Origin of the sequence: Exiguobacterium sp. ERU653 (genome assembly GCF_018617775.1) — a bacterium.
Lineage (GTDB): Bacteria > Bacillota > Bacilli > Exiguobacteriales > Exiguobacteriaceae > Exiguobacterium > Exiguobacterium marinum.
The window spans coordinates 1,813,525-1,834,412 of the sequence record NZ_JACSKV010000001.1 but is presented as its reverse complement, the minus strand read 5'-3'; the positions used below and the strand labels follow the sequence as shown (position 1 = coordinate 1,834,412).

Sequence of the window (20,888 nt, the reverse complement as noted above, 5' to 3'; positions counted from 1 at the left end):
CACGTGACGTGATGTGTTTGGGGAACGTGCACGTCAAGCTTGTGGGAAGCTACAACTAGAGTATAGTTGATAACGATTCTCATTGTCAATAAGAAATACAGAAAAAAATCCCACACATGGAAACATGTATGGGAAATCAATCATCTGTTCAGTTCGAGGCGACGCCTTTTTGAACCGTGAACCGAATTAGACTGAACAAGTATCTCGTGTAGAAGAGCGCGAACGCATAGAATAGCGCGATGAACGGTGATTGAAGATCAATCCCGGGAATGTTCATTAAAAACTCTAATACGAGAATGGATAATAAGAACACGTAGAGAGAGGCATCTAGATAGAGTGGCATGAGACGACCACGCTGATGCCAAAATGTACGAATGAGTGGTGCCACTGTCATCCCGACGATTCGTTCAGCAAAGCCGATACTGAGCACAGCGATGATGAAAGACGAAATAGTGTTGAATGCCACTAACTCGGAGAACACAAATCCTGAAATCAATAAGAGTGGACCTATGACGATCATCATCGAAAGCGACGTACGGAAGAAAATCCATAGGTTTTGTTGAATCGAACGAAATCCCCCGAGCGTTGATTGTTGAAGTGTCTTGCCACGTTTATAGTCAATCGCGAACGAGCCGATAAACATAATTCCAAACAAAGATAACAAAATTGACATGAACGATGTTTCCCCTTTTCTGAATAAATCATGATGTACCAATCTGAACCAAAGTCTAGCCTAGTGTAACGATTCATTTCGAGAAAGTAAAGCGAGAAAATATGTTCATGTGTGAAGCGTTCGACACATTAAGAAGCAAGGATGAAACGATTTCGACCAGACTCTTTTGCGTGATATAATGCTTCATCCGCATGTTTCAACACGCTATCGATTTCAATATCATTTGAATGGCAGGCGCCGAGCGAAACGGTAATGTGTAGCGTACCAGCGCTCGTCTCGAACGGGAACGTTGAAACCTTTTCCCGAATAGATTCAGCAAGCCGTGACACTTCTTCTCGATTGGCGTGAGGCATGACGATTAAAAATTCTTCGCCGCCGAAGCGACCGACTAAATGCCGCTCATTGCTTTCGTTGACGAGGAGCATGCCGAGTTCGCGCAAGACATCATCGCCGACGTCGTGACCGTACGTATCATTCACGCGTTTGAAGTGATCAATATCAACCAAGATTAACGCATACTCTTCTGCCTCGACGGTCAAGTTGGCCATGGCTTCGTTCAAGAGCCTGCGGTTGGCAATTCCGGTGAGTGCGTCCGTGCGTGCTAGTTGTTGTTGATGCTGAACGTTCTCGAAATGCCGACGCAATTCGAGCAGCAGTCGATAGGCGACACAAGCTCCGCCATAAGACATTAGTGTATATACAATCAAAACAGGATAGAATAAATTAAGTGGCAACGCAGCGTAAATTGCCGACCCAAAGATAGCGATGCTGATTGTTATAAAAATAAGTAGTGTCGGACGCGTATTATCCATCCGCTTTCTAAGAATACTGGTAGATGCGACGAGAAGTACCATTGTCGCAACGGCGAGATAAAGCCCGAACATGGAACCGTCTGTCAATAAAACGATAAAAAACCGACCTGTTAATAAAATAATGCCAGCGACAGCACCGCTTACCCAACCGCCAAATAGTACACCGAGCATGATTGGAATAGCGCGTAAATCAATGAGCACACCTTCGAGTGGTAACGCATTACCTAATAGGAGTAAAGCGATCAGTCCAGTTTGCACCCCGAGTAAGACTCTCCCCTTCAAAGGAGATTGTGGTGTTAAGCGAGGCCGATTGCGAAACGGCAAAAAGGAAATTGTGAAGAGCGTAAACAAGATACACAGGTTGATGAAGAACGCATTAATAATTGTGAGCATCGAAGCTCCCCCTTATGCTGCATGGAAATATTTAGTTATAGTATATAGTATCCTATTGGAAATAGATAAGAATAATATACGGACTAAAAAGTCAGTCTCTTCAGGGTTATTCAAGAAAATATCACTAAACTCCTTGTTCATACGAAGAGATATTCCTCATCTTTTAGAACTTTCGTTATCGAAAATCGAAAGTTTGGTATGATAAGAGAAAAGGAGGACTGTCCGTGCGTTACTGGGATCATTTTAAACGAGCGTTTATTCCGATTGCGCTCATTTTGATTGGATTAGCGATCTTTTATACTTTATCGGCCAGAGATAATATTGTGTTGACGCTTTTAGGGGCTGCGATTGTAGGAGTCATTTTATTTTTAGTGATGCGTCATGTGAATCAGGTCGAAGAAGACTGAAACGAGAACACATTTTGTGGTTCTCGTTTTTTGTTGTCTAGCGACGTTTTTGGGTACACTACAAAGTAAGGAGGGATTTATCATGGCAATAGCTACATTTGCGGGAGGCTGTTTCTGGTGTATGGTCAAACCGTTTCATAAATATGAGGGAGTCGAACGTGTCATCTCGGGATATACGGGTGGACATGTGGATAATCCGACGTATCAACAGGTCTGTTCGGAAACAACAGGACACTTAGAGGCGATTGAGATTACGTTCGACCCCGAAATCATCTCTTACGAGGAGTTGCTTCGCATCTATTGGCGTCAAATCGACCCAACAGATGGTGGGGGACAATTCAATGATCGCGGCGAATCGTACCGTCCGGCAATCTTCTATCATTCAGAGGAACAACAAGACGCAGCTGTGCGCTCGAAGCAAGAAGTGGAAGACTCGGGACGATTTGATCGTCCGATCGAAGTCGACATCCGTCCGGCGAAAACGTTCTGGGAAGCGGAAGACTATCATCAAGATTATTATAAAAAGAATCCGTTCCGCTACGAGATGTATCGTGTCGGTTCGGGGCGTGCGAAATTCATCAAAGAAGCTTGGAGCGATCGGAAACTTCAGCAGACACTCCGTGAACGCTTGACACCGATGCAATATAAAGTCACACAAGAAAACGGAACAGAGCCGCCGTTTAAAAACGAATACTGGGACGAAGAGCGTGAAGGATTGTACGTAGACATCGTTGATGGGACACCACTGTTCACATCTCACGATAAGTTCCAGTCAAACTGTGGATGGCCGAGCTTCTCACGTCCGATCGAAGAGAAACGAGTCGACTTGAACATGGACACGACGCACCACATGGTACGGACAGAAGTCCGTTCAAAACAAGGTGATAGTCACCTCGGTCACGTCTTTGATGACGGACCGAAAGAACTTGGCGGTTTACGGTATTGCATCAACTCGGCCGCTCTCCGATTCATTCCTGTAGAAGAGCTTGAAGAAGCTGGGTACGGGGAATATAAACACTTATTCAACAAGTGAAGGGGAGAGTCGTATGTTCACAGCCGTCAAACAACAAATTCGAAGCGAGACGATCGGAACCGTCCTTGATTTTTATGACCAGTCGATTCGGCATCTATCTGAAACGGCGAGACAAGAAAAGTATGACAAGATGAGTTCGAGCCCGTTTTCGTTTTTTCGAGGGAGCTCCCACTTGTTCTATTACGACTTTGCAAAAGTTCCGATCGCATTTGATACCGGCCCTGATTACCCAACGTTTATTCAAGGAGACTTACACTTTGAGAATTTCGGTGTATTTGAAGACGGTGCCGGTACAATCATTTATGACGTAAACGACTTTGACGAGGCGTACATCGGTTCCTATCTGTTTGATTTGTTGCGGATGGCGGTTTCTGTCGATTTATTTGCGGCTGAATCCGGATTTGATAGTCAAGCGGCAATTCGAGCGTTTGCCGAGTCATATGCGGGAGCGATTGAAAAACATGCGAAAGGTCAAAGTGAACACATTCAGTTTACGAAAGAGAATACGTGTAAAGCCGTCAAAAAAGTAATCAAAAAAGCGGAGAAAAAGAAAGATGATTTTATGTCCGAACGGACGGAAGTACGGGACGAAGAACGTTACTTTTCTACGAGTGAGGATTTGATTCCACTTTCATCGGACGTGCGAGAGAGAATTGTGGCCGGATGGGGAGATTATTTATCTTCTTTGTCAGATGAACATCGTCATCACGCTGATCATTATGAAATCAAAGACATCGCCATCAAGCTACAAAGCGGTACAGCTTCCATCGGTCTAGAGCGTTACTATATTTTGATTGAAGGAGCGGACAAGGAGCACGATGAGGATGTCATTTTAGAGATGAAACAGGCGCAGTCCGCCGTCCCATCTCTCTTTCTGCCGACGCACCCGCTATTTGAGAACGGATTGTCGCACGAAGGGGCGCGTGTCGTTGCCGCGCAGCGGGCAATGGTTCACAGTCGTGACCCATATCTTGGGTATTTAACGATTGATGGAAAAGAATATTATGTAAGGCAACGTTCGCCATACAAACGAAAAGTAAAGGCGAAGCATATGAAAGACGAAACGTCACTCATTGAAACGTTAAAAGTACAAGCCCAAATCACTGCGAAAATTCATGCACGGGCCGATGCGACCTCAAACGTATTAGATTATACGGCGAGTGAACGGATCACCGCGGCGATTGGTGATTCTCCATCTTTATTTATCCGCCAATTGTCGAGATGGGCTAACTTTTATGCGAATCAAGTTCGTTTTGACTATGACGCCTTTTTAAAATGGGTTGAGACAAGGAATCGTTAAGAATACTTGCGAATCGATGGTGAAATCCTGCAAAATGGTAGCGTAAAGGATGTGTACGGACTATGATTACAGAACAACAAGTCATTGCCCAGATGCGTCAGGTGATGGTACAGGTTGAATCGTCAACAGGTGAAGTACAGAAGCGTCACTTAGCAAAGCTGATGGGCTTTTGTGAACTGCTTCTAGCAGAGACGTCAGGTGTGAAGAGTGTCGACACGACACAATCGACGATACCGGCGAATGAGACGAAACCACCACTCGATCGACAGATGGCGGCTTTCCTTGGGATTCCGATGGAGGAAGACGAGCAACCCAAATCGGATTCATTGCTCGATTTTTGAACCACACGTAGCCTACGTGTGGTTTTTTCTTGATTCACATTCATTGACTTAAATACCTTAGGGGGTATAATGAGTATAAGAATTGAAATTAAATGGAGGCGTAAATATGTTGGATTTTCTTTTTGTAGCGGTCGTCATTGGACTCGTGTATTTCTGGTGGAGTCGTCGTAACAACGTCAAAACGGTTTCGACAGACGACTTGAAGCGAAGAATCGCGGAAGAGCGAAACCTTCAATTGTTAGATGTGCGTGAACCGCATGAATATCGTGGCGGACACATCAAGCAAGCGAAAAATGTCCCCCTTTCAGGATTCGGGAATGCGCAATCGAAATATCCGAAAGAAAAAGAACGTCCTGTTTACGTCATCTGTCAGAGTGGGATGCGAAGCCAACGTGCCGCAGCGATGCTCAAGAGTGCCGGATACACGGACGTCTATTCGGTAAAAGGCGGAATGAACTTTTGGCGAGGATGATTGAAGCGACTGAACAGATTCGTTCAGTCGCTTTTTTGTCACCACGTTTTCACTTTTGCATTTTCGGGGATTCTGCTACGGTAGGAAGAGAGTGAAAGAGAGGGGAACATCCAATGGCAGTTATTTTATTTGATATTGATGGCACGTTAGTAGATACAACCGAACCGATGACACAGGCGATTCATGAGGCGCTCGAGGAACTTCCGCACCTTCCAAAACCGAGTGAAGAGGCCGTCCGCTCTGGATATGGGTTGGCAGGCAACGCGTTTTGGGAACATGTCATCCCTGAAGCGACACTTGAAGAGATTCACCTCATTCGCAGGTTGCGTCACACGACGTTGGAGAAGGCAATAGAAGGACAAAATGTTTTATTTGACGGAATTCGTAACATGTTGGAGACGCTTCACGAGCAAGGCCACACGCTGACGACAGCGAGTAACTGCGGCGTTCATTACATGAACCTGATATTAGATACGCAACAGATTCGTCCATATATGACGGCACCTGAATGCTTGGAGTCTGTCGGCGGCGAAAAAAAGGCAGATATTCTGACAGCACACCGTGTCCGTCACGGTGAGGGAGACTATATCATGGTCGGGGATCGTAAGTCAGATGTAGAGGCGGCCCGCGCCCACGACTTCCCGGTCGTCTTAACAGGATTCGGGTTCGGCAATGAAGAAGAGTGGGCGCTTGCGGATCACGTAATCAAGTCGCCGAACGATTTAGTCGAATGGATCAATCGATAATAAAAGGCTTGTCGCGCGTGCCGACAAGCCTTTTTGAATACCTGGATTCACAATCCGAGTGAGATATATTTCACTTCTAAAAACTCCTCGATGCCGTGATGGCCACCTTCTCGTCCGAGTCCACTCTCTTTCCATCCACCGAACGGCGCTTGAGGTGTTGACGGGAGCCCGTCATTCACACCGACGATTCCGTACTCTAACGATTCCGCTAAATAGACCGCTTCATTGATGTCTTGCGTGAAGAGATAGGCAGCTAACCCGAACGGAGTATTGTTCGCCCGATTGATGACTTCATCGAGGGAATCGAATGTGGCAATCGGCGCGACCGGACCGAACGTTTCCTCATTCATGCAGAGCATGTCTTCATTCGCATAGCGGATGACCGCAGGACGAATGAATAAACCGTCTAACACTTCGCCGCCGTATACTTCACCACCACGAATCTGGGCGTCTTCGATATGTTTTTCGACCTTACTAAGGGCATCGTCATCGATGAGTGGTCCGATATCGACACCTTCCTCTAACCCATTCCCAACTTTTAAAGCTTCGACCTCTTTGATGAAACGCTCCGAGAAATCATCGACGACAGCGCGTTCGACATAAATTCGGTTGGCACAGACGCATGTCTGTCCGCCGTTGCGGAACTTGGTCGCGACTGCCTGCGGGACGGCTTTATCTAAGTCTGCCTTGGCTGTGACGATGAGCGGGGCGTGCCCACCTAGCTCGAGTGAAATTTTTTTCATCGTGTCCGCCGCATCACGCATAAGCATTTTTCCGACCTCTGTTGAGCCTGTGAATGTCAATTTTCGGACTCGTTTATCTTGTTGCCATGCTTTGACGAGGTCGGAAGCTTGTCCTGTCACCAAGTTGATGACCCCTTTTGGGAATCCTGCTTTCTCGGCTAATTTCACGAGTTCAATGGCAGTCAGTGGAGTCGCTGATGCAGGTTTTATAACGACCGTGCAGCCTGCAGCGAGTGCCGGGGCAACTTTTCGTGTGATCATGGCAGCCGGGAAGTTCCAAGGGGTGATTGCTGCGATGACCCCGACCGGTTGCTTGATGGCAAAGATGCGCTTCTTGTTCGATGAGGCAGGAATCGTCTCACCATACACACGGCGACCTTCCGCTGCGTACCAGTCGATGAATCCGTTCGCGTAGTTAATTTCACCAATTGCTTCTTTGAGCGGTTTCCCTTGTTCCTCGACCATTATTCGGGCAAGCTCTTCCGTATGTTCTGCAATTAAACGATGCCACTCATTAAGTAATTCGCCTCGTTCTTCTGCGGTCTTTTGTTGCCATTCCTTGAGTGACTCGTGCGCCGCGTCGACGGCTTGTGTCGCTTCTTTTGTATCGCTTTTCGTCACGACGGCCATGACATTTCCCGTGGCCGGATTGCGTACTTCGATTGTTTGATCGGTTTCAGTCCATTCCCCGTTAATGTAGTTTTTCTCTTCTCGCATCTTGATTTCCCCTTTCCAAAAAGTGCACAGTTAATTAGAGGATACCCGTTTTTCTGAAACGCACACAAACTTCCAAAAAAATGAGGGGATATTATGTGGATTATCATTGTCGGCTATCTAGTGGGAAGTCTGCTCGGAGGCAGGCTATATGGGTTATTAAGTGGACATGATTTAGCAACATCCGGTTCGAAAAATACCGGTGCACGCAACGCGCATCGCATCGGAGGGGTGAAGGCGTTTCTCATCGTGTATGGATTCGACGTGCTCAAGACGATTCTTGTCTTACAGGTGAGCGGACCGTATTTTTGGCAGACGGCGTTCGCGCTCACGCTCGGTCATATTTATCCGTTTTGGCGAATCCGTGCGGGCGGGAAGGGATATGCCGTTTTTTCTGGAATCATATGGGCGTATGACCCGTGGTGGTTTATTGGGGGGCTCCTTTTTCTGTTGTTGTTGATTAAAGGAACAGGTAATTCCCGTGAGACGGGACTGGTGATGCTCGTCTTACTTCCACTCGCTGCGCTTGGAAGTGTTGGAGACGTCATATGGGCAGTGTTCATCGCAGCTGTGATTATCTATCATCATGTGAAGGAGGGGAAACCATGATTGTTTACCGAAAAGCTGTAATATCCGATTTTGACGCCATTCACCGGTTGAATTACGAAACGTTCGTTGAAGAGATTCCGCAACATCCACCGAACTCAGAGCGGCGACTCATCGACCGATTTCACGAAGAAAATACATATTGGATTGGGGAAATGAACGGGGAAGTCGTGGCCATGTGTGCATTAAGAGGGAAGCGGCCATTTTCATTGGAACAAAAAGGAGTGAGTATTCCTGAAGGGGAGTGGCTCGAGATTCGCCTCCTCGCTGTGACCAAACCTTATCGTCGCAATCGCACGTTCGCAGGTCTGATGCGAGCGGTCATCGAAGATGCAACGGAGCGCCACATCGATGGCATCGTCATCAGTGGTACGACACGTGAACAATTGCTCTATCATCGATTCGGGTTTGTGCCGTTTGCTGATCCGATTGGTTCAGAAGAAGCGAGATATGTCCCGATGATGTTAACGAGGGATGCTTTTTACGAATCCAAATCAGCGACGACGCTTCGACCGAAAAGTTTGCTCGCGGGTCCCGTCGAATGTTCAGAACGTGTGAGAGCACGACTCTCGAAGCAACCACGCCCGCATCGTTCGAAAGAGACAGGACGACTACTTGAAGCGGTGCAACAAAAACTGTCGGAACGAGTCAAACTTCCTAACATCTATACACTTCTCGGAAGTGGGACGGTCGCAAATGATGCGGTCGCGCCTCGTTTGGAAGGACACGGCGTGATTTTAAACGCTGGCGAATTTGGAGAACGACTGATCGAGCATGCCCGGCGTGTAGACCGCTCGTTTGATGTCATTCGAGTGGACCAAGATGGAAAGTGGGATGTTTCTCAACTTGATCGAATTGCTCCGGACTGGGTGTGGACCGTTCATTGTGAGACATCCCTAGGAATTCTAATTGACTTGGGACCGCTTCATTCGTGGAACGGTGTCATCGCCATCGATGCGATCAGTACGGTTGGGACATTCGATTATGACTATTCCTTTGCGGACTACGTGACCTTCTCCTCAGGAAAGGCGTTACGGAACGCCCCTGGTCTCGCATTCGTTGCGATGAAAGAGCGAGCGGAAGCGCTACGAGATGTACCACGCTACCTGGACTTGTCACTCTACAAACCGATTGCCTTCACACAATCAGAGCCACTTCTTGCGGCGATGGCGGTCTCGTTAGACGAACTGACGGACGAAGAGGTCGCATCGCATGAAGAGAAGATGGTGGCTCTGATCAACTCGCTCCACGAGAACGGCCTATGTATCGAGGTGAGTCCCGCCCAATCATCTGGTATCATCACGATTCCGGTTCCGTGTGGTCAGTCCTCGATGGAGCTCGGACGACAACTGTCGTATCAGGGCTACCTCGTACAATATGAGAGTGACTACTTAAAACGGGCGAACGTCATTCAAGTGTCGACGATGGGCTGGACGACGCCTCGTATGATGCGTGACGTCGGTTCTTATATCGCGCAGTGGATTCAACAAAAAACCGCCACTTCTAAAAGTGACGGTTCGCTTATACACGAAAATCTTGACGTGCCACGTGACGAACCTTTCGTCCGAGGCGCCTCCAATTGAAATAAGCCAAAACAGAGACGACGCCACCTGACCAAAACAGCCACTCATCTGGTCGGATATAGCCCAGCAGTCCGACTAATAAACCGAGTAACATAACGATGGCATTGAACGTCTGGCGGTGCAAGAGTTCTTTTGATTCCAAGTTTCGTTGGAACATCGCTTGCTCCGACAGGCGTTTTCGCGTTGGTTCTTTTAAGTAGTTGTCGAGAAGCGGGGGAACGTTCAACAATTTCTTCGCATAGTTGATCCCGGTCTTCACATAACGATTTTGTAGCGTCGTCCCGTCTTCCTCGAGCCATTCGATGACAATCGGTTTACCGAGTGTGAACAGGTCGATTTTCGGATCTAAGATTTGCAGAATACCAAGTAAGGTCGAGGCGGCTCGGCCGAAGAAGGCGAATTCTGCCGGGAGTTGAATCGGTTCGTTTTTGACGAGCAGTTGAATGTCTTGTATCACTTTCTCGATCAACCTTGTATCAACGGTGTCGATATCGGTCTCTAAGTAAAAGGTGACGGCTTTCTCTAGCGCTTGGCGAATGTTTTGTTTGTTCGCCGTAGGCAAGAGAAAACGTAAATCTTCTAACCCATCGACGATGCTGTCATAGTCGAGGGAGATGAACGCCTGTAAGATGTTTCGAATCGTCGCCATGTCTTGCGCTGTCGTCTGTCCGACCATACCGAAGTCGAGCAGGATGATTGTCCCGTCTGCCCGAATTTGGACATTTCCGGGGTGGGGGTCGGCATGGAACTGTCCACCGAACAACAATTGTTCGGCCGCGAGCGTGAACAGTCGTTCGGCTAGGGCGGAGCGATCAATCTCGTTCTCTTTTAAGAAGGCGAGATCGGTGATGCGTCTTGCATCGACCCAATCCATCGTCAAGACACGATTCGTACAGAGATGCTCGTGATAATCGGGGATATATACATCCGAATTATCTGCGTATTTGGCTTTGAAATATAAGGCGTTTTTTAATTCGGTTTGAAAATTTAGTTCATCCCCGATGACAAAAATCATTTGGCGATATAAGCTATCTAAGTCGGTCGATTTTGCGAGGGATGTCCGCTTCAACATCGACGTGACAATCCGCATAGCACGGAAGTCGGTACGGATGATTTTTTCGATATTCGGACGTTGGATTTTGATGGCGACCCGTTTACCGTTTTCAAGTAGGGTGGCACCGTATACTTCTCCGATAGAAGCCGAGGCGACGGCGTCGATTCCGACGTCTTTGACGACTTGAGTATAAGGGACGCCCCACTCTGCCTCTAAAATCGCGCGTGACTTGTCCCAACCGGATGTCGGGACCCGATCGACGAGCTCAGACAGCTCGTTTAAAACGGCTGGTGGCAACAAGTCTGCCCGAATGGATAAGAATTGTCCGAGCTTGATTAACAAGCCCTCGAGCCGCAGGGCGTTGCGTTTATACTCGCGAGCAAGCTTGAGCATGAGTGCTTCGTATTCTTCTGTCGTGGCTACACCTTGTTGTTGTTTACGTGAAAAAGCGTATAAGCGAATGATGAATCGGGCGAACATGGTGACGATAATCCATATGCGGAACAAAGCGATACGTTTCATATTAATACCGACATCCTTTACGACAGTCGCTCGACTGACCTGATTTTTTTGTAACTATACTTTACCATACAATGCGTTGAAGAAAGGGCAAGGGATGTTCATGGAGTGGGAATTGCTCAACGTCGTCGGAACGATTGCGTTCGCGGCGAGCGGAGCCATCATTGCGATGGATGAAAAATACGATATTTTCGGGGTGTGGCTGCTCGCTTTCATCACGGCCTTTGGAGGCGGTGCGATTCGAAACGTCCTATTAGGAAACCCCGTCAGTTTGATTTGGCAACAGAATGATTTATTTATTTTATGTTTTCTTGTTGCGCTCCTCATCTTCCTGCTACCGAGTGTCGTCTTGCCACATTGGGAGCGCTGGGGCGTCATTGTCGATGCCATCGGTCTCGTCGCATTCGCCTTTCAGGGAGCACAAGTCGCAATCAAACTCGATTTACCTCTCTCCGCTGCGATTGCGGCGGCTGTCCTCACTGGGGTTGGGGGTGGAGTCGTCCGCGATTTACTGGCCGGGCGTAAGCCGCTCGTTTTACAGTCTGAAGTGTACGCGATTTGGGCAATTCTCATTGCGGTCATTACGTATTACTTTAAACTTGAAGGTGGTCTTGTCGTCTATACGCTTTTAATTGTCGTAGCAACACTTCGAGTGATATCCTACTATCGGAAGTGGAATTTACCAGCACGAAAAGTTAGATAAGGGGGAATAAAAATGAAGATGTTGTTAATGATCGGTGCCGGATTGATGGCACTCGGTGTGGCGCTCGGCGCGTTCGGTGCCCATGCGCTCAAAGAGAGATTGGCGCCGAATATGTTGGCGAACTGGCAGACGGGCGTGCTCTACCACATGGTTCATGCGCTCGGCATCATTGGGATTGCGGCACTACTCATGCGCGTAAGTATCAGCCAGTTTAACATTGCCGGCTGGCTCATGTTTGCAGGGATTGTCTTTTTCTCCGGAAGCTTATATGTCATGGCACTGACTGGCATCACGAAACTAGGAGCCGTGACACCGATTGGCGGAGTCCTATTCATTGCAGCCTGGATTTTTGTCATCATTGGTGCGATGAAGCTTTAAAAGTAACATATGTATTCAAAATCCATGTCTTTGCTCATGTTTTCATGAAGCAAACGCATGGATTTTTTTGAAGGGTCATCCCATCAATTGGAAAACCTATGCATTATCAGTTTAATTATTATTTGAAAATAGGGGAAACCATTTTCTATTTACATAAAACATTACAGAAAGATGTCAAACTGGACGAATAAAAAAGATATTGATAAATAATAAGTTGCATATATTCGTTACCGGCGCTTTTGTTCTTGCGTAATAAAATTGAAATATAACTTTAACAGGAAAATATCTAGCAGTTAGATATAATTAGTCGTGTTGAAACTCAACTGATTGATCGTTTTTGTTACATAATGAAACGGCTTAAAAATATGTAGTTTAACTGGTACCCAGATTTGTCATTTAAGAAAGGATGTACCCCATTCATGAACTGGAAACGCACAGTCTCGACGCTAACGCTTGGTGTGATGCTGATTAGCACACATACAGTCGCGGATGCATCGACCTCGATTAAAGAAAAGCAAGAACAACAACAAAAAGTGCAAGAAAAGCGCGATAGCGTAAAGGAAAATCAGTCGGAAACGTCTTCAAAGATTGAAGTGAACAAAGAAGAGATTTCAAAAGTACAGACAGAAGTCAATAAAATGGACGCGCAATTGCAGGACATCATCAATGATGTTGCGATGAAGCGCCAAGAAATCAAACGTACCGAGATGAAAATCGAGGATCTTGAAGCCGACATTAAAGACTATCAAGAAAAAATGAAGGCGCAAGAAGAAATGATGAAAGAACGTATGGCCACGATGCAAAAGAACGGTGGCGGTTCAATCAATTGGGCTGAGTTCATCTTCGGTTCGAAAAACTTCTCTGACCTCGTCACACGTATGATTACGGCAGGAACGATTCAACGTAGTGACCAAGAGTTGTTCGATGACTATGAAGCGACACAACGGTCGTTGAAAAAAGCACAAGCTGACTTGAAAGCAGAACGTGCTTCACTTCTAGAACAACAAAAAGCACTTGAGGTTCGCCAAGCTGAACTTGAGAAGAAAATGAAACAACGTGAAAAACGTATTAAAGAACTTGAAGAGAAAAACATCAAGTTCGAATCGCAAATCTTCGACCTTCAAGAGATTGAAGCGACGTTAGTGGCACAAGAACAGGCGATTGCTGCTGAAATCGAGGCACAACGTCGTGAAGAAGAGGAAGCTCGTCGTCGCGCGGAAGAAGCAGCTCGTCAAGAGGCGGCACGTAAAGCAGAAGAAGCACGCCAAGCAGAAGCTGCACGTCAAGCTGAGGCAGCTCGTAAGGCAGAGGCAGAACGAGAAGCAGAAGCGGCACGTCAACAAGCTGCACAACAAAAGCAGGACAATAAATCGAATACCCCGTCTTCGTCGTCTTCAAACAATACGACTTCGTCGACATCGGCATCAAAACCTGCACCGGCGCCGAAACCGGCTCCAGCACCAACGCCGGCACCGAAACCGGCTCCAGCACCGAAACCAACTCCAAAACCTGCACCGACGACGTCGACACCAGCTCCATCTAGCTCGATGTTCATTCAACCGGCTTCAGGACGCTACTCACAAGGATGGGGTCCAGCGAGCGGTGCGTATGGCTACACGTTCCATAACGGTTTAGATATTGCAGGTCCTACAGGGACACCAATCCGTGCATCGGCAACAGGTACGGTCATTCGTGCAGGTTGGGGTGGCGCATACGGGAACCACGTCATGATTGCACACGTCATCAACGGTCAAGTTTGGACGACAGTGTATGCGCACATGAACTCGGTATCTGTCAGCTCAGGACAGCGTGTGACACAAGGATCAAACATCGGAACGCTTGGAAACACAGGGAACTCGTCAGGTCCGCACTTGCACTTTGAGATTCATAAAGGCGGCTACTCATACTCGGCAACGAGCGCAGGTAGCACGGTCAATCCGCGTCAGTTTTTCTGATGCCCTATACAAAAAGCTCCTTTCGATTGCGAAAGGGGCTTTTGTGCGTACAAAAACACCCCTTCGCTATTTGCGAAGGGATGCTCGTTAGTTGGCTTGCTCGATGTCGCTTGGACGATTTTGTTTTTTACGCATTTGTTCACGCACGTAATAGATAACCGTCAACCCAATCAACCATGGAATGCCGAACTTCAACAAAATATTGAAGTCAGTGAACCATGTCGTGATCATGAGGCTGAGGAGTAAGATGGCTCCGAGGATTGGAAGGAATGGATAACCAATCATGCGGACAGGGAGCTTTCGTCCCGTCCATTTCTTACGGAAGAACAAATGAGAGACGAAGACCATGAACCATGTGAAAATGGCGCCGAACATCGAGATGCCCATTAAGAACGGATATGACGATTCCATAAACACTTGTAATAAAGCGGCCAAAACGATTCCGCCCGTTGAAACAAGTAGGGCGAACATCGGGATGCCGTTTTTGCTGATTTTTTTGAACGCTTTCGGTGCATCACCGGCTTCGGCGAGCGAGTACATCATGCGTGTCGATGCATAGAGTTGCGCGTTCATCGCTGACAAAGCAGCAATCAAAATCACAAAGTTAAGGATGCCGGCCGCGAACGGGACGTCGAACTGTTCCATGACGAGCACGAACGGGCTTTGGTCAATCCCCGCTTGCTGCCATGGGATGAGCATAAGCATGATGGCGAGCGTGATGACATAGAAGAACGTCAGACGGAACACGGTAGCACGTAAAGCGCGTGGTACGGCCTGGTCCGGGTCTTTCGCTTCTCCTGCTGTGACGGCGACGAGTTCGGTTCCGAGGAAGCTGAAGAGGGAGATGAAAATCGTCACCCACATTCCGTAAAATCCGAAAGCGAAGAATCCTTCGTTTCCTGTCGTGATCGATTCAATCGGTGATCCTGGTTCGCCGAACAATGTAGCGGCACCGAGGACGATGAATAGGATAATGGCAGTTACTTTGATGAAGGATAACCAGTATTCAGTCGTCCCGAACGTGTGAACGTGACGGGCATTGACGTAAATGAGTAGTCCACCGAAGAGGGCGACCCAGACGAACCCGTTCACATCAGGGAACCAATAGCGCATATAGATGGCGATCGCACTGACCTCAACCCCTACAGCTAATACATTTGCGACCCAGTAAGAGTAACGGACGAGAAAGCCTGCGAGTGGATGAACATAGCGCTCGGCAATTGTTCCGAATGATCCGGATGTTGGATGGGCGACCGTCATTTCGGCGAGTGCACCCATCAGTAAGAGGACGATGAACGCCCCGATGGCATAGCTGACGAGTACGCTCGGGCCAGCTGTTTGAATCGCAAGCCCGCTTCCGAGGAAGAGCCCGGTTCCGATGGCGCTCCCGAGGGAAATCATCGTAAGTTGCCGGGTGGACAGCTCGCGTTTTAGTTTGTTTGTTTCCAAAATCGATTCTCCTTTAGCTGAGTGAAATGTTGTTGTGGACGACTATAGCAGACAGAAAAAAACAATGTCAATTCGAAAAACCGGTGAAGGTTCCTTGTTTTCGGGGTGCACATATAGAGGCGAAGTTTTATAATTTTTTTTATTTGACACGGAAACATCTGCCCTGTATAGTACGAGTTAACTTAACTGAAACGAATAAAGGCGTCGACGAAGAGAAGTAACGACGAATCCTGTATGACAGAGAGCTGATGGTTGGTGCGAATCAGTATATAGGACGTCGCGAATGGACTTCTGAGCTCTAAACCGAACTTTGAGTAGGCTTTAGCGGGTTACCCACCGTTATCACGGGGAAGCGGATGATTGTCCGTGAAGTGGGTTTTTTCGGAACCAACGAAGGTGGCACCACGGGGTTACTCGTCCTTCTTGTAGCGTAGGCTATGAGGAGACGGGTAACCCCTTTTTCGTTTCAATAACACAAATCGAGGATTGAGAAGAGTAGCGCGAGAAGACGTTTCGTCCAGAGAGTCAGGGATGGTGAGATCCTGACCGAGGCGTCCGCGTGAATGGGCTCATGAGAGCACGGCTGAAGAAAGTAGGTCGTGACGGCTTCCCCCGTTATCAGGATACGATGTGATTGCATCGGAGAGTGGATTCTTTGGAATCAACGAGAGGTGGCACCGCGGTCTAGAACCGTCCTCCATACGACGATTGTCGTATGGAGTTTTTTTATACACATTTTTAGAGGGGGAAGAGAAGATGATTCAACAATTGGAGACAAACTCGTTATCAACAGCAGATATGAAAGTGGCAGCAAGTGAAATGTTCCAAGCGGATGAAGCGCAAATCGAACGAGTGCTACTGGCGATGAAAGAACGCGGGGAAACAGCTGAAGAGATGGCGGGACTCGCGGCATACATTCGAGAAGCAGCTCAGTTCCCCCAAAGCGATTTATCCGTTCTTGATGTTTGTGGCACCGGCGGCGACGGGGCGCATACGTTCAATATCAGCTCGACCGTTGCGTTCGTCTTGGCCGGCCTTGGAGTACCAGTCGCGAAACATGGCAACCGAAGTGTGTCGAGCCGGTCGGGAAGTGCGGACGTCCTCGAGGCATTGAACGTTCCGATTGTGAAAACGGCGGCGGAAGTACATGAAGACTTGGAACGGACGAATCTCAGTTTCCTATTCGCCCAGCATGTCCATCCGATTATGAAACATGTCATGCCGGTCCGTAAACGCCTCGCAACTGCGACCATCTTCAACCAAATCGGGCCGTTGACGAATCCACTTCGTCCGAAGCGACAACTTGTCGGTGTCTACCATCCATCACTACTGGAGAAGATGGCGACCGCGATGCGACATCTCGGCGTGGAGCGCGGCATGGTCGTCCACGGTGCGGGCGGACTCGATGAAGCGAGTCTCGCCGGTGTGAACGACGTGTATTTCTTTGATGGGGAACAGACAGCGCGTTACGCGGTCGACCCACGAGATGTCGGCTTGATGCGGGCACCGCTCGAAGCATTACGCGGAGGCACACCGGAAGAGAACGCCGCGACGCTGCTCGCTGTGTTGAACGGAAAGTCAGGACCGGCGCGAGACGTCGTCTTATTGAATGCGGCACTTGCCCTTTGCACGTACGGCACGACCGCAACGCTTCGAGAAGGTGTGAAAGAAGCGAAACGCAGTATCGATGAAGGGCACGCGTTACGCGTATTACAACACTTACAACGTACGGAGGTAGAGGCATGAGCTATTTAACGAAAATCATCGGAACGAAAATTGAAGAAGTGAGTGGCATGCAGCCGATTGATGTCAACGTGACAGAGCCGATTACTCTTTTGAATGTGACGAAGGAGGGATTCCATATCATTTCTGAAATCAAACGGTCGTCTCCTTCGAAAGGAATGATTCGGGAGACGGTCGATGTCGCCGAACGGGCCCGCCAATATGAACAAGCCGGTGCGACGATGATTTCGGTATTGACGGACACGACGTATTTCAACGGTTCGTTTGACGATTTGCGACAAGTCGCCGATGTTGTCACCATCCCGGTGCTCTGTAAGGACTTTATCATCGATGAACGGCAACTCGACTATGCGAAGCATTACGGGGCGAGTGTTGCACTTCTTATCGTGGCGGCCCTACATCCGACACGTCTCCATGAACTGACGCGATACGCTCGCTCCATCGGTCTCGACGTATTGGTTGAAGTACATGACGAAGCGGAGTTACACATCGCACTCGAGCTCGATGACGTGTTGATCGGCATCAATAACAGAGACTTAAAAACGTTCGAGGTCGCTCTTGAGACATCAATCGACTTGATGAATCGCTATCCCGACGTCACATTCGTCAGTGAGAGCGGGGTCAGCACCGTCGAAGCGGCAGCGCGTCTGAAAGAAGCCGGCGCAAGTGCCATCCTCGTCGGAGAAGCACTCATGCGTGAAGAAGACCCGACCCGGCTACTCGAGGAGTTGAAAACATGTTCGTTAAAATCTGTGGATTAAAGACAGAGGAAGCGGTCCAGGCGGCGGTCGAAGCGGGAGCAGATGCCATCGGGTTCGTATTCGCACCGAGTTCCCGCCAAATCGACGTGAGCAGAGCGAAGGAGCTAGCAGCTTATATTCCCGAATCGGTTCGAATCGTTGGTGTGTTTTTAAATCCTTCAATGGAAGACATCGAGCAAGCGATGGACGTGGGACTGACGGATTTACAAATTCACCATCGGACGCAGTCAATGGAACAACTCCGCACTTTCGGATTACCAATTATCGATGCATCGACCGAGGAGGCGGCGGATGTGCGATTGATAGATCATCCGACCCCGGGCAGTGGACAGGTATTAGACTGGGGCGCGATCGACCGGCCGAAACATCCATTTTGGCTAGCAGGCGGCCTATCTCCTGACAATGTGAGACAAGCGATTCAAACGATCCAACCAGACGGCGTCGATATCTCGAGCGGTGTCGAGACGGACGGTGTAAAAGATATCAAAAAAATTCGTGCGTTCATTCAACGCGCCAAGGAGGAACTATGATGTATGCACAACCAGTGAACGGAAAGTTTGGACAATACGGTGGAAAGTACATTCCGGAAACACTCATGCAGGCGGTCGAAGAATTGGAGGCCGCTTACGAAGAGGCGAAGCAAGACCCTGAGTTTCAAGAACGCTTCTCTTCCTTATTACGTGAATACGTAGGACGTGAGACGCCACTCTATTATGCGTCGAATCTAAGTCGTCGTCTTGGAACGAACGTCTATTTGAAACGAGAGGATCTGAACCATACCGGTGCCCATAAAATCAACAACACGGTTGGGCAAGCGCTCCTTGCGAAACGGATGGGGAAACAAAAAGTCGTCGCCGAGACGGGGGCCGGTCAGCACGGTGTCGCGACCGCGACGGTATGTGCATTACTCGACCTGGAATGTACCATCTTTATGGGGGAGGTCGACGTCGAGCGCCAAGCGTTGAACGTGTTTCGGATGGAATTGCTCGGAGCGAAGGTCGTTCCCGTCAAATCTGGAAGTCGCACGTTAAAAGATGCTGTCAATGAAGCGCTTCGTTACTGGGTCAAACACGTAGACGATACGCACTATGTGATGGGTTCCGTTCTCGGCCCGCATCCGTTCCCGCAGATGGTTCGTGATTTTCAAAGCGTGATTGGGACAGAGACACGCCGTCAAATCCTCGAACAGACGGGACGGCTACCAGATGCCGTCGTCGCCTGTGTCGGTGGAGGGAGCAATGCGATGGGCATGTTCTATCCGTTTTTGAATGATGAGTCGGTCGCACTCTACGGTGTCGAGGCGGCAGGGAGCGGCATCGATACGGACAAACACGCGGCGACACTCACAAAAGGAGAAGTCGGTGTATTGCATGGGTCACTCATGTATGTGTTGCAAGACGCAGCGGGTCAAATCGAGGAGGCACATTCCATCTCAGCCGGACTCGATTATCCAGGGGTAGGACCAGAGCACAGCTTCTTGAAAGATATTGAACGGGTCCGTTACGCAGCCGTCACGGACGATGAGGCACTTGATGCATGTCTCGCACTCAGTCGACAAGAAGGAATCATACCTGCCTTAGAGTCTTCGCATGCTCTCGCTTACGCAGAAACGCTCGCGAAGACGATGGGAGAAGACGATACACTGGTGATTTGTTTATCTGGACGCGGAGACAAAGACGTCCACACAATCCGAGAGAAGGTGGCAACACGATGAAACTAGAGACAGCGATTCGAGAGCGAGAAGGGGCGGCATTCGTTCCTTATATTATGGCTGGTGACGGAGGGATAGAACGACTCATCCCGACCATTGTTGAACTAGAACGAATGGGTGCGACGGCGATCGAACTCGGAATTCCATTCTCTGATCCGGTGGCCGATGGACCGATCATTGAGGCGGCAGGAATGCGCGCTCTTGAAGCGGGTGTGACGCTTGAAATGGTGTTGAACCATTTAATAGAAGGAAATGATCGATTTACTGTGCCGATTGTCTTGATGACATACTTGAACCCGGTGTTTCGGTTCGGGGTCCAACCGTTCTTTGACCGGGCGAATGAGTGTGGGGTGAGCGGAGTCATCATTCCAGACCTTCCATTTGAAGAAAGTCTTCAATTGTTTTCGAACGTCGATCGCCAGGAAGTCGCAGTCATCCCACTCGTTACGTTGACGAGCAGCGAGGCACGGACGGCATCCATCTTAGAGAAGGCTGAAGGATTCGTCTATGCGGTCACACTCAAAGGCACAACAGGGAAGACTGATGTGTTCCCGGATGAACTACTCACCCATTTGACTCGATTGACAGAGCAGTCACGTGTTCCCGTCTTAGCAGGATTCGGGGTACATCGTCCGGAACAAGTGCAGACGCTTGGGAATGCATGTGACGGTGTCGTCGTCGGAAGCTTTATCGTCGAGGCACTTCATGAAGGGAGAACAGGCGACGTCGAGACGTTGATTCGTTCGGCAAAACAAATACACGCATAAGAAAACCGGCGCTTCGCATGAAGCA

Annotated in this window: 21 protein-coding genes and 2 other annotated features; of the genes, 16 read left to right on the top strand and 5 right to left on the bottom strand. The window is 48.7% G+C overall.

Features of this window, described 5'->3' with window-relative positions; translation table 11 throughout:
* Positions 1 to 148: 148 nt before the first annotated feature.
* Together KNO95_RS09295 and KNO95_RS09290 are read right to left on the bottom strand one after the other, a co-directional pair.
* Positions 149 to 673 carry a hypothetical protein gene (locus tag KNO95_RS09295; RefSeq protein ID WP_214878822.1) on the bottom strand — a complete coding sequence of 175 codons (525 nt, stop codon included), beginning with the start codon at positions 671 to 673 and terminating at the stop codon, positions 149 to 151.
* 128 nt (positions 674 to 801) lie between these two features.
* Complete coding sequence (locus KNO95_RS09290; RefSeq protein WP_214703091.1) at positions 802 to 1,878, bottom strand: diguanylate cyclase; 1,077 nt, start codon at positions 1,876 to 1,878, stop codon at positions 802 to 804.
* A gap of 224 nt (positions 1,879 to 2,102) precedes the next feature.
* On the opposite strand from KNO95_RS09290, the gene KNO95_RS09285 reads away from it, so the two are divergent.
* From KNO95_RS09285 to KNO95_RS09260, 6 genes are all read left to right on the top strand, one after another.
* Positions 2,103 to 2,285: a hypothetical protein gene (locus KNO95_RS09285; RefSeq protein WP_026824959.1), complete on the top strand. Its 183-nt coding sequence runs from the start codon at positions 2,103 to 2,105 to the stop codon at positions 2,283 to 2,285.
* Positions 2,286 to 2,367: 82 nt separating this feature from the next.
* A complete protein-coding gene (gene msrA, locus KNO95_RS09280) occupies positions 2,368 to 3,318 on the top strand; it encodes a peptide-methionine (S)-S-oxide reductase MsrA (RefSeq protein ID WP_214703092.1) in 951 nt (316 codons plus the stop codon).
* A 13-nt stretch (positions 3,319 to 3,331) separates the two neighbouring features.
* Positions 3,332 to 4,618, top strand: coding sequence for a DUF2252 domain-containing protein (locus KNO95_RS09275; protein ID WP_214878820.1), 1,287 nt, complete (start codon positions 3,332 to 3,334; stop codon positions 4,616 to 4,618).
* 62 nt (positions 4,619 to 4,680) lie between these two features.
* Entirely contained in the window at positions 4,681 to 4,959 is a 279-nt protein-coding gene (locus tag KNO95_RS09270; RefSeq protein WP_026824962.1) for a DUF5327 family protein, read from the top strand.
* 106 nt (positions 4,960 to 5,065) lie between these two features.
* Positions 5,066 to 5,431: a rhodanese-like domain-containing protein gene (locus KNO95_RS09265; RefSeq protein ID WP_034770819.1), complete on the top strand. Its 366-nt coding sequence runs from the start codon at positions 5,066 to 5,068 to the stop codon at positions 5,429 to 5,431.
* A gap of 113 nt (positions 5,432 to 5,544) precedes the next feature.
* Complete coding sequence (locus tag KNO95_RS09260) at positions 5,545 to 6,177, top strand: HAD family hydrolase (protein ID WP_214703093.1); 633 nt, start codon at positions 5,545 to 5,547, stop codon at positions 6,175 to 6,177.
* Between the two features lie 47 nt (positions 6,178 to 6,224).
* Here the strand turns inward: KNO95_RS09260 and KNO95_RS09255 are convergent, their stop codons facing one another.
* On the bottom strand, positions 6,225 to 7,637 hold the full coding sequence (locus KNO95_RS09255) for an NAD-dependent succinate-semialdehyde dehydrogenase (RefSeq protein ID WP_214703094.1): 1,413 nt from the start codon (positions 7,635 to 7,637) through the stop codon (positions 6,225 to 6,227).
* Positions 7,638 to 7,730: 93 nt separating this feature from the next.
* On the opposite strand from KNO95_RS09255, the gene KNO95_RS09250 reads away from it, so the two are divergent.
* Both KNO95_RS09250 and KNO95_RS09245 read left to right on the top strand, forming a co-directional pair.
* The gene (locus KNO95_RS09250) at positions 7,731 to 8,243 is read left to right on the top strand and encodes a glycerol-3-phosphate acyltransferase (RefSeq protein WP_214878818.1); all 513 of its coding nucleotides are present in this window, start codon (positions 7,731 to 7,733) and stop codon (positions 8,241 to 8,243) included.
* Entirely contained in the window at positions 8,240 to 9,823 is a 1,584-nt protein-coding gene (locus tag KNO95_RS09245) for a GNAT family N-acetyltransferase (RefSeq protein WP_214878816.1), read from the top strand. Before KNO95_RS09250 ends, KNO95_RS09245 begins: the two co-directional genes overlap by 4 nt.
* On the opposite strand, the gene KNO95_RS09240 is transcribed toward KNO95_RS09245, so the two are convergent.
* Positions 9,762 to 11,399, bottom strand: a complete 1,638-nt coding sequence (locus KNO95_RS09240) for an ABC1 kinase family protein (RefSeq protein ID WP_214878814.1) — start codon at positions 11,397 to 11,399, stop codon at positions 9,762 to 9,764. The genes KNO95_RS09245 and KNO95_RS09240 overlap by 62 nt on opposite strands.
* Before the next feature lie 94 nt (positions 11,400 to 11,493).
* Here KNO95_RS09240 and KNO95_RS09235 point away from each other — a divergent pair, with 94 nt between their 5' ends.
* The 3 genes from KNO95_RS09235 (at position 11,494) to KNO95_RS09225 (ending at position 14,432) form a co-directional block, all read left to right on the top strand.
* A complete protein-coding gene (locus KNO95_RS09235; protein WP_034770820.1) occupies positions 11,494 to 12,099 on the top strand; it encodes a trimeric intracellular cation channel family protein in 606 nt (201 codons plus the stop codon).
* 12 nt (positions 12,100 to 12,111) lie between these two features.
* Positions 12,112 to 12,477, top strand: coding sequence for a DUF423 domain-containing protein (locus KNO95_RS09230; protein WP_026824970.1), 366 nt, complete (start codon positions 12,112 to 12,114; stop codon positions 12,475 to 12,477).
* A gap of 419 nt (positions 12,478 to 12,896) precedes the next feature.
* Entirely contained in the window at positions 12,897 to 14,432 is a 1,536-nt protein-coding gene (locus KNO95_RS09225; RefSeq protein WP_214878812.1) for a murein hydrolase activator EnvC family protein, read from the top strand.
* Positions 14,433 to 14,519: 87 nt separating this feature from the next.
* On the opposite strand, the gene KNO95_RS09220 is transcribed toward KNO95_RS09225, so the two are convergent.
* Positions 14,520 to 15,833, bottom strand: coding sequence for an amino acid permease (locus KNO95_RS09220; RefSeq protein WP_251129389.1), 1,314 nt, complete (start codon positions 15,831 to 15,833; stop codon positions 14,520 to 14,522).
* 243 nt (positions 15,834 to 16,076) lie between these two features.
* Positions 16,077 to 16,306, top strand: a binding site (T-box leader).
* Positions 16,307 to 16,354: 48 nt separating this feature from the next.
* Positions 16,355 to 16,582 (top strand) — a binding site (T-box leader).
* A 55-nt stretch (positions 16,583 to 16,637) separates the two neighbouring features.
* Between KNO95_RS09220 and trpD the strand changes: the two genes are divergently transcribed.
* The 5 genes from trpD to trpA are packed head-to-tail and all read left to right on the top strand — an operon-like array spanning position 16,638 to position 20,863.
* A complete protein-coding gene (gene trpD / locus KNO95_RS09215) occupies positions 16,638 to 17,627 on the top strand; it encodes an anthranilate phosphoribosyltransferase (RefSeq protein ID WP_214878808.1) in 990 nt (329 codons plus the stop codon).
* On the top strand, positions 17,624 to 18,385 hold the full coding sequence (gene trpC, locus KNO95_RS09210; protein ID WP_214878806.1) for an indole-3-glycerol phosphate synthase TrpC: 762 nt from the start codon (positions 17,624 to 17,626) through the stop codon (positions 18,383 to 18,385). The genes trpD and trpC overlap by 4 nt, the downstream gene beginning before the upstream one ends.
* Positions 18,361 to 18,915 (top strand): phosphoribosylanthranilate isomerase, encoded by a 555-nt coding sequence (locus KNO95_RS09205; protein WP_214700326.1) that lies wholly within the window; start codon positions 18,361 to 18,363, stop codon positions 18,913 to 18,915. The genes trpC and KNO95_RS09205 overlap by 25 nt, the downstream gene beginning before the upstream one ends.
* A complete protein-coding gene (trpB, locus tag KNO95_RS09200; protein WP_026824976.1) occupies positions 18,912 to 20,099 on the top strand; it encodes a tryptophan synthase subunit beta in 1,188 nt (395 codons plus the stop codon). Before KNO95_RS09205 ends, trpB begins: the two co-directional genes overlap by 4 nt.
* Positions 20,096 to 20,863, top strand: a complete 768-nt coding sequence (trpA, locus tag KNO95_RS09195; protein ID WP_214878804.1) for a tryptophan synthase subunit alpha — start codon at positions 20,096 to 20,098, stop codon at positions 20,861 to 20,863. Before trpB ends, trpA begins: the two co-directional genes overlap by 4 nt.
* The last annotated feature ends 25 nt before the right edge of the window (positions 20,864 to 20,888 follow it).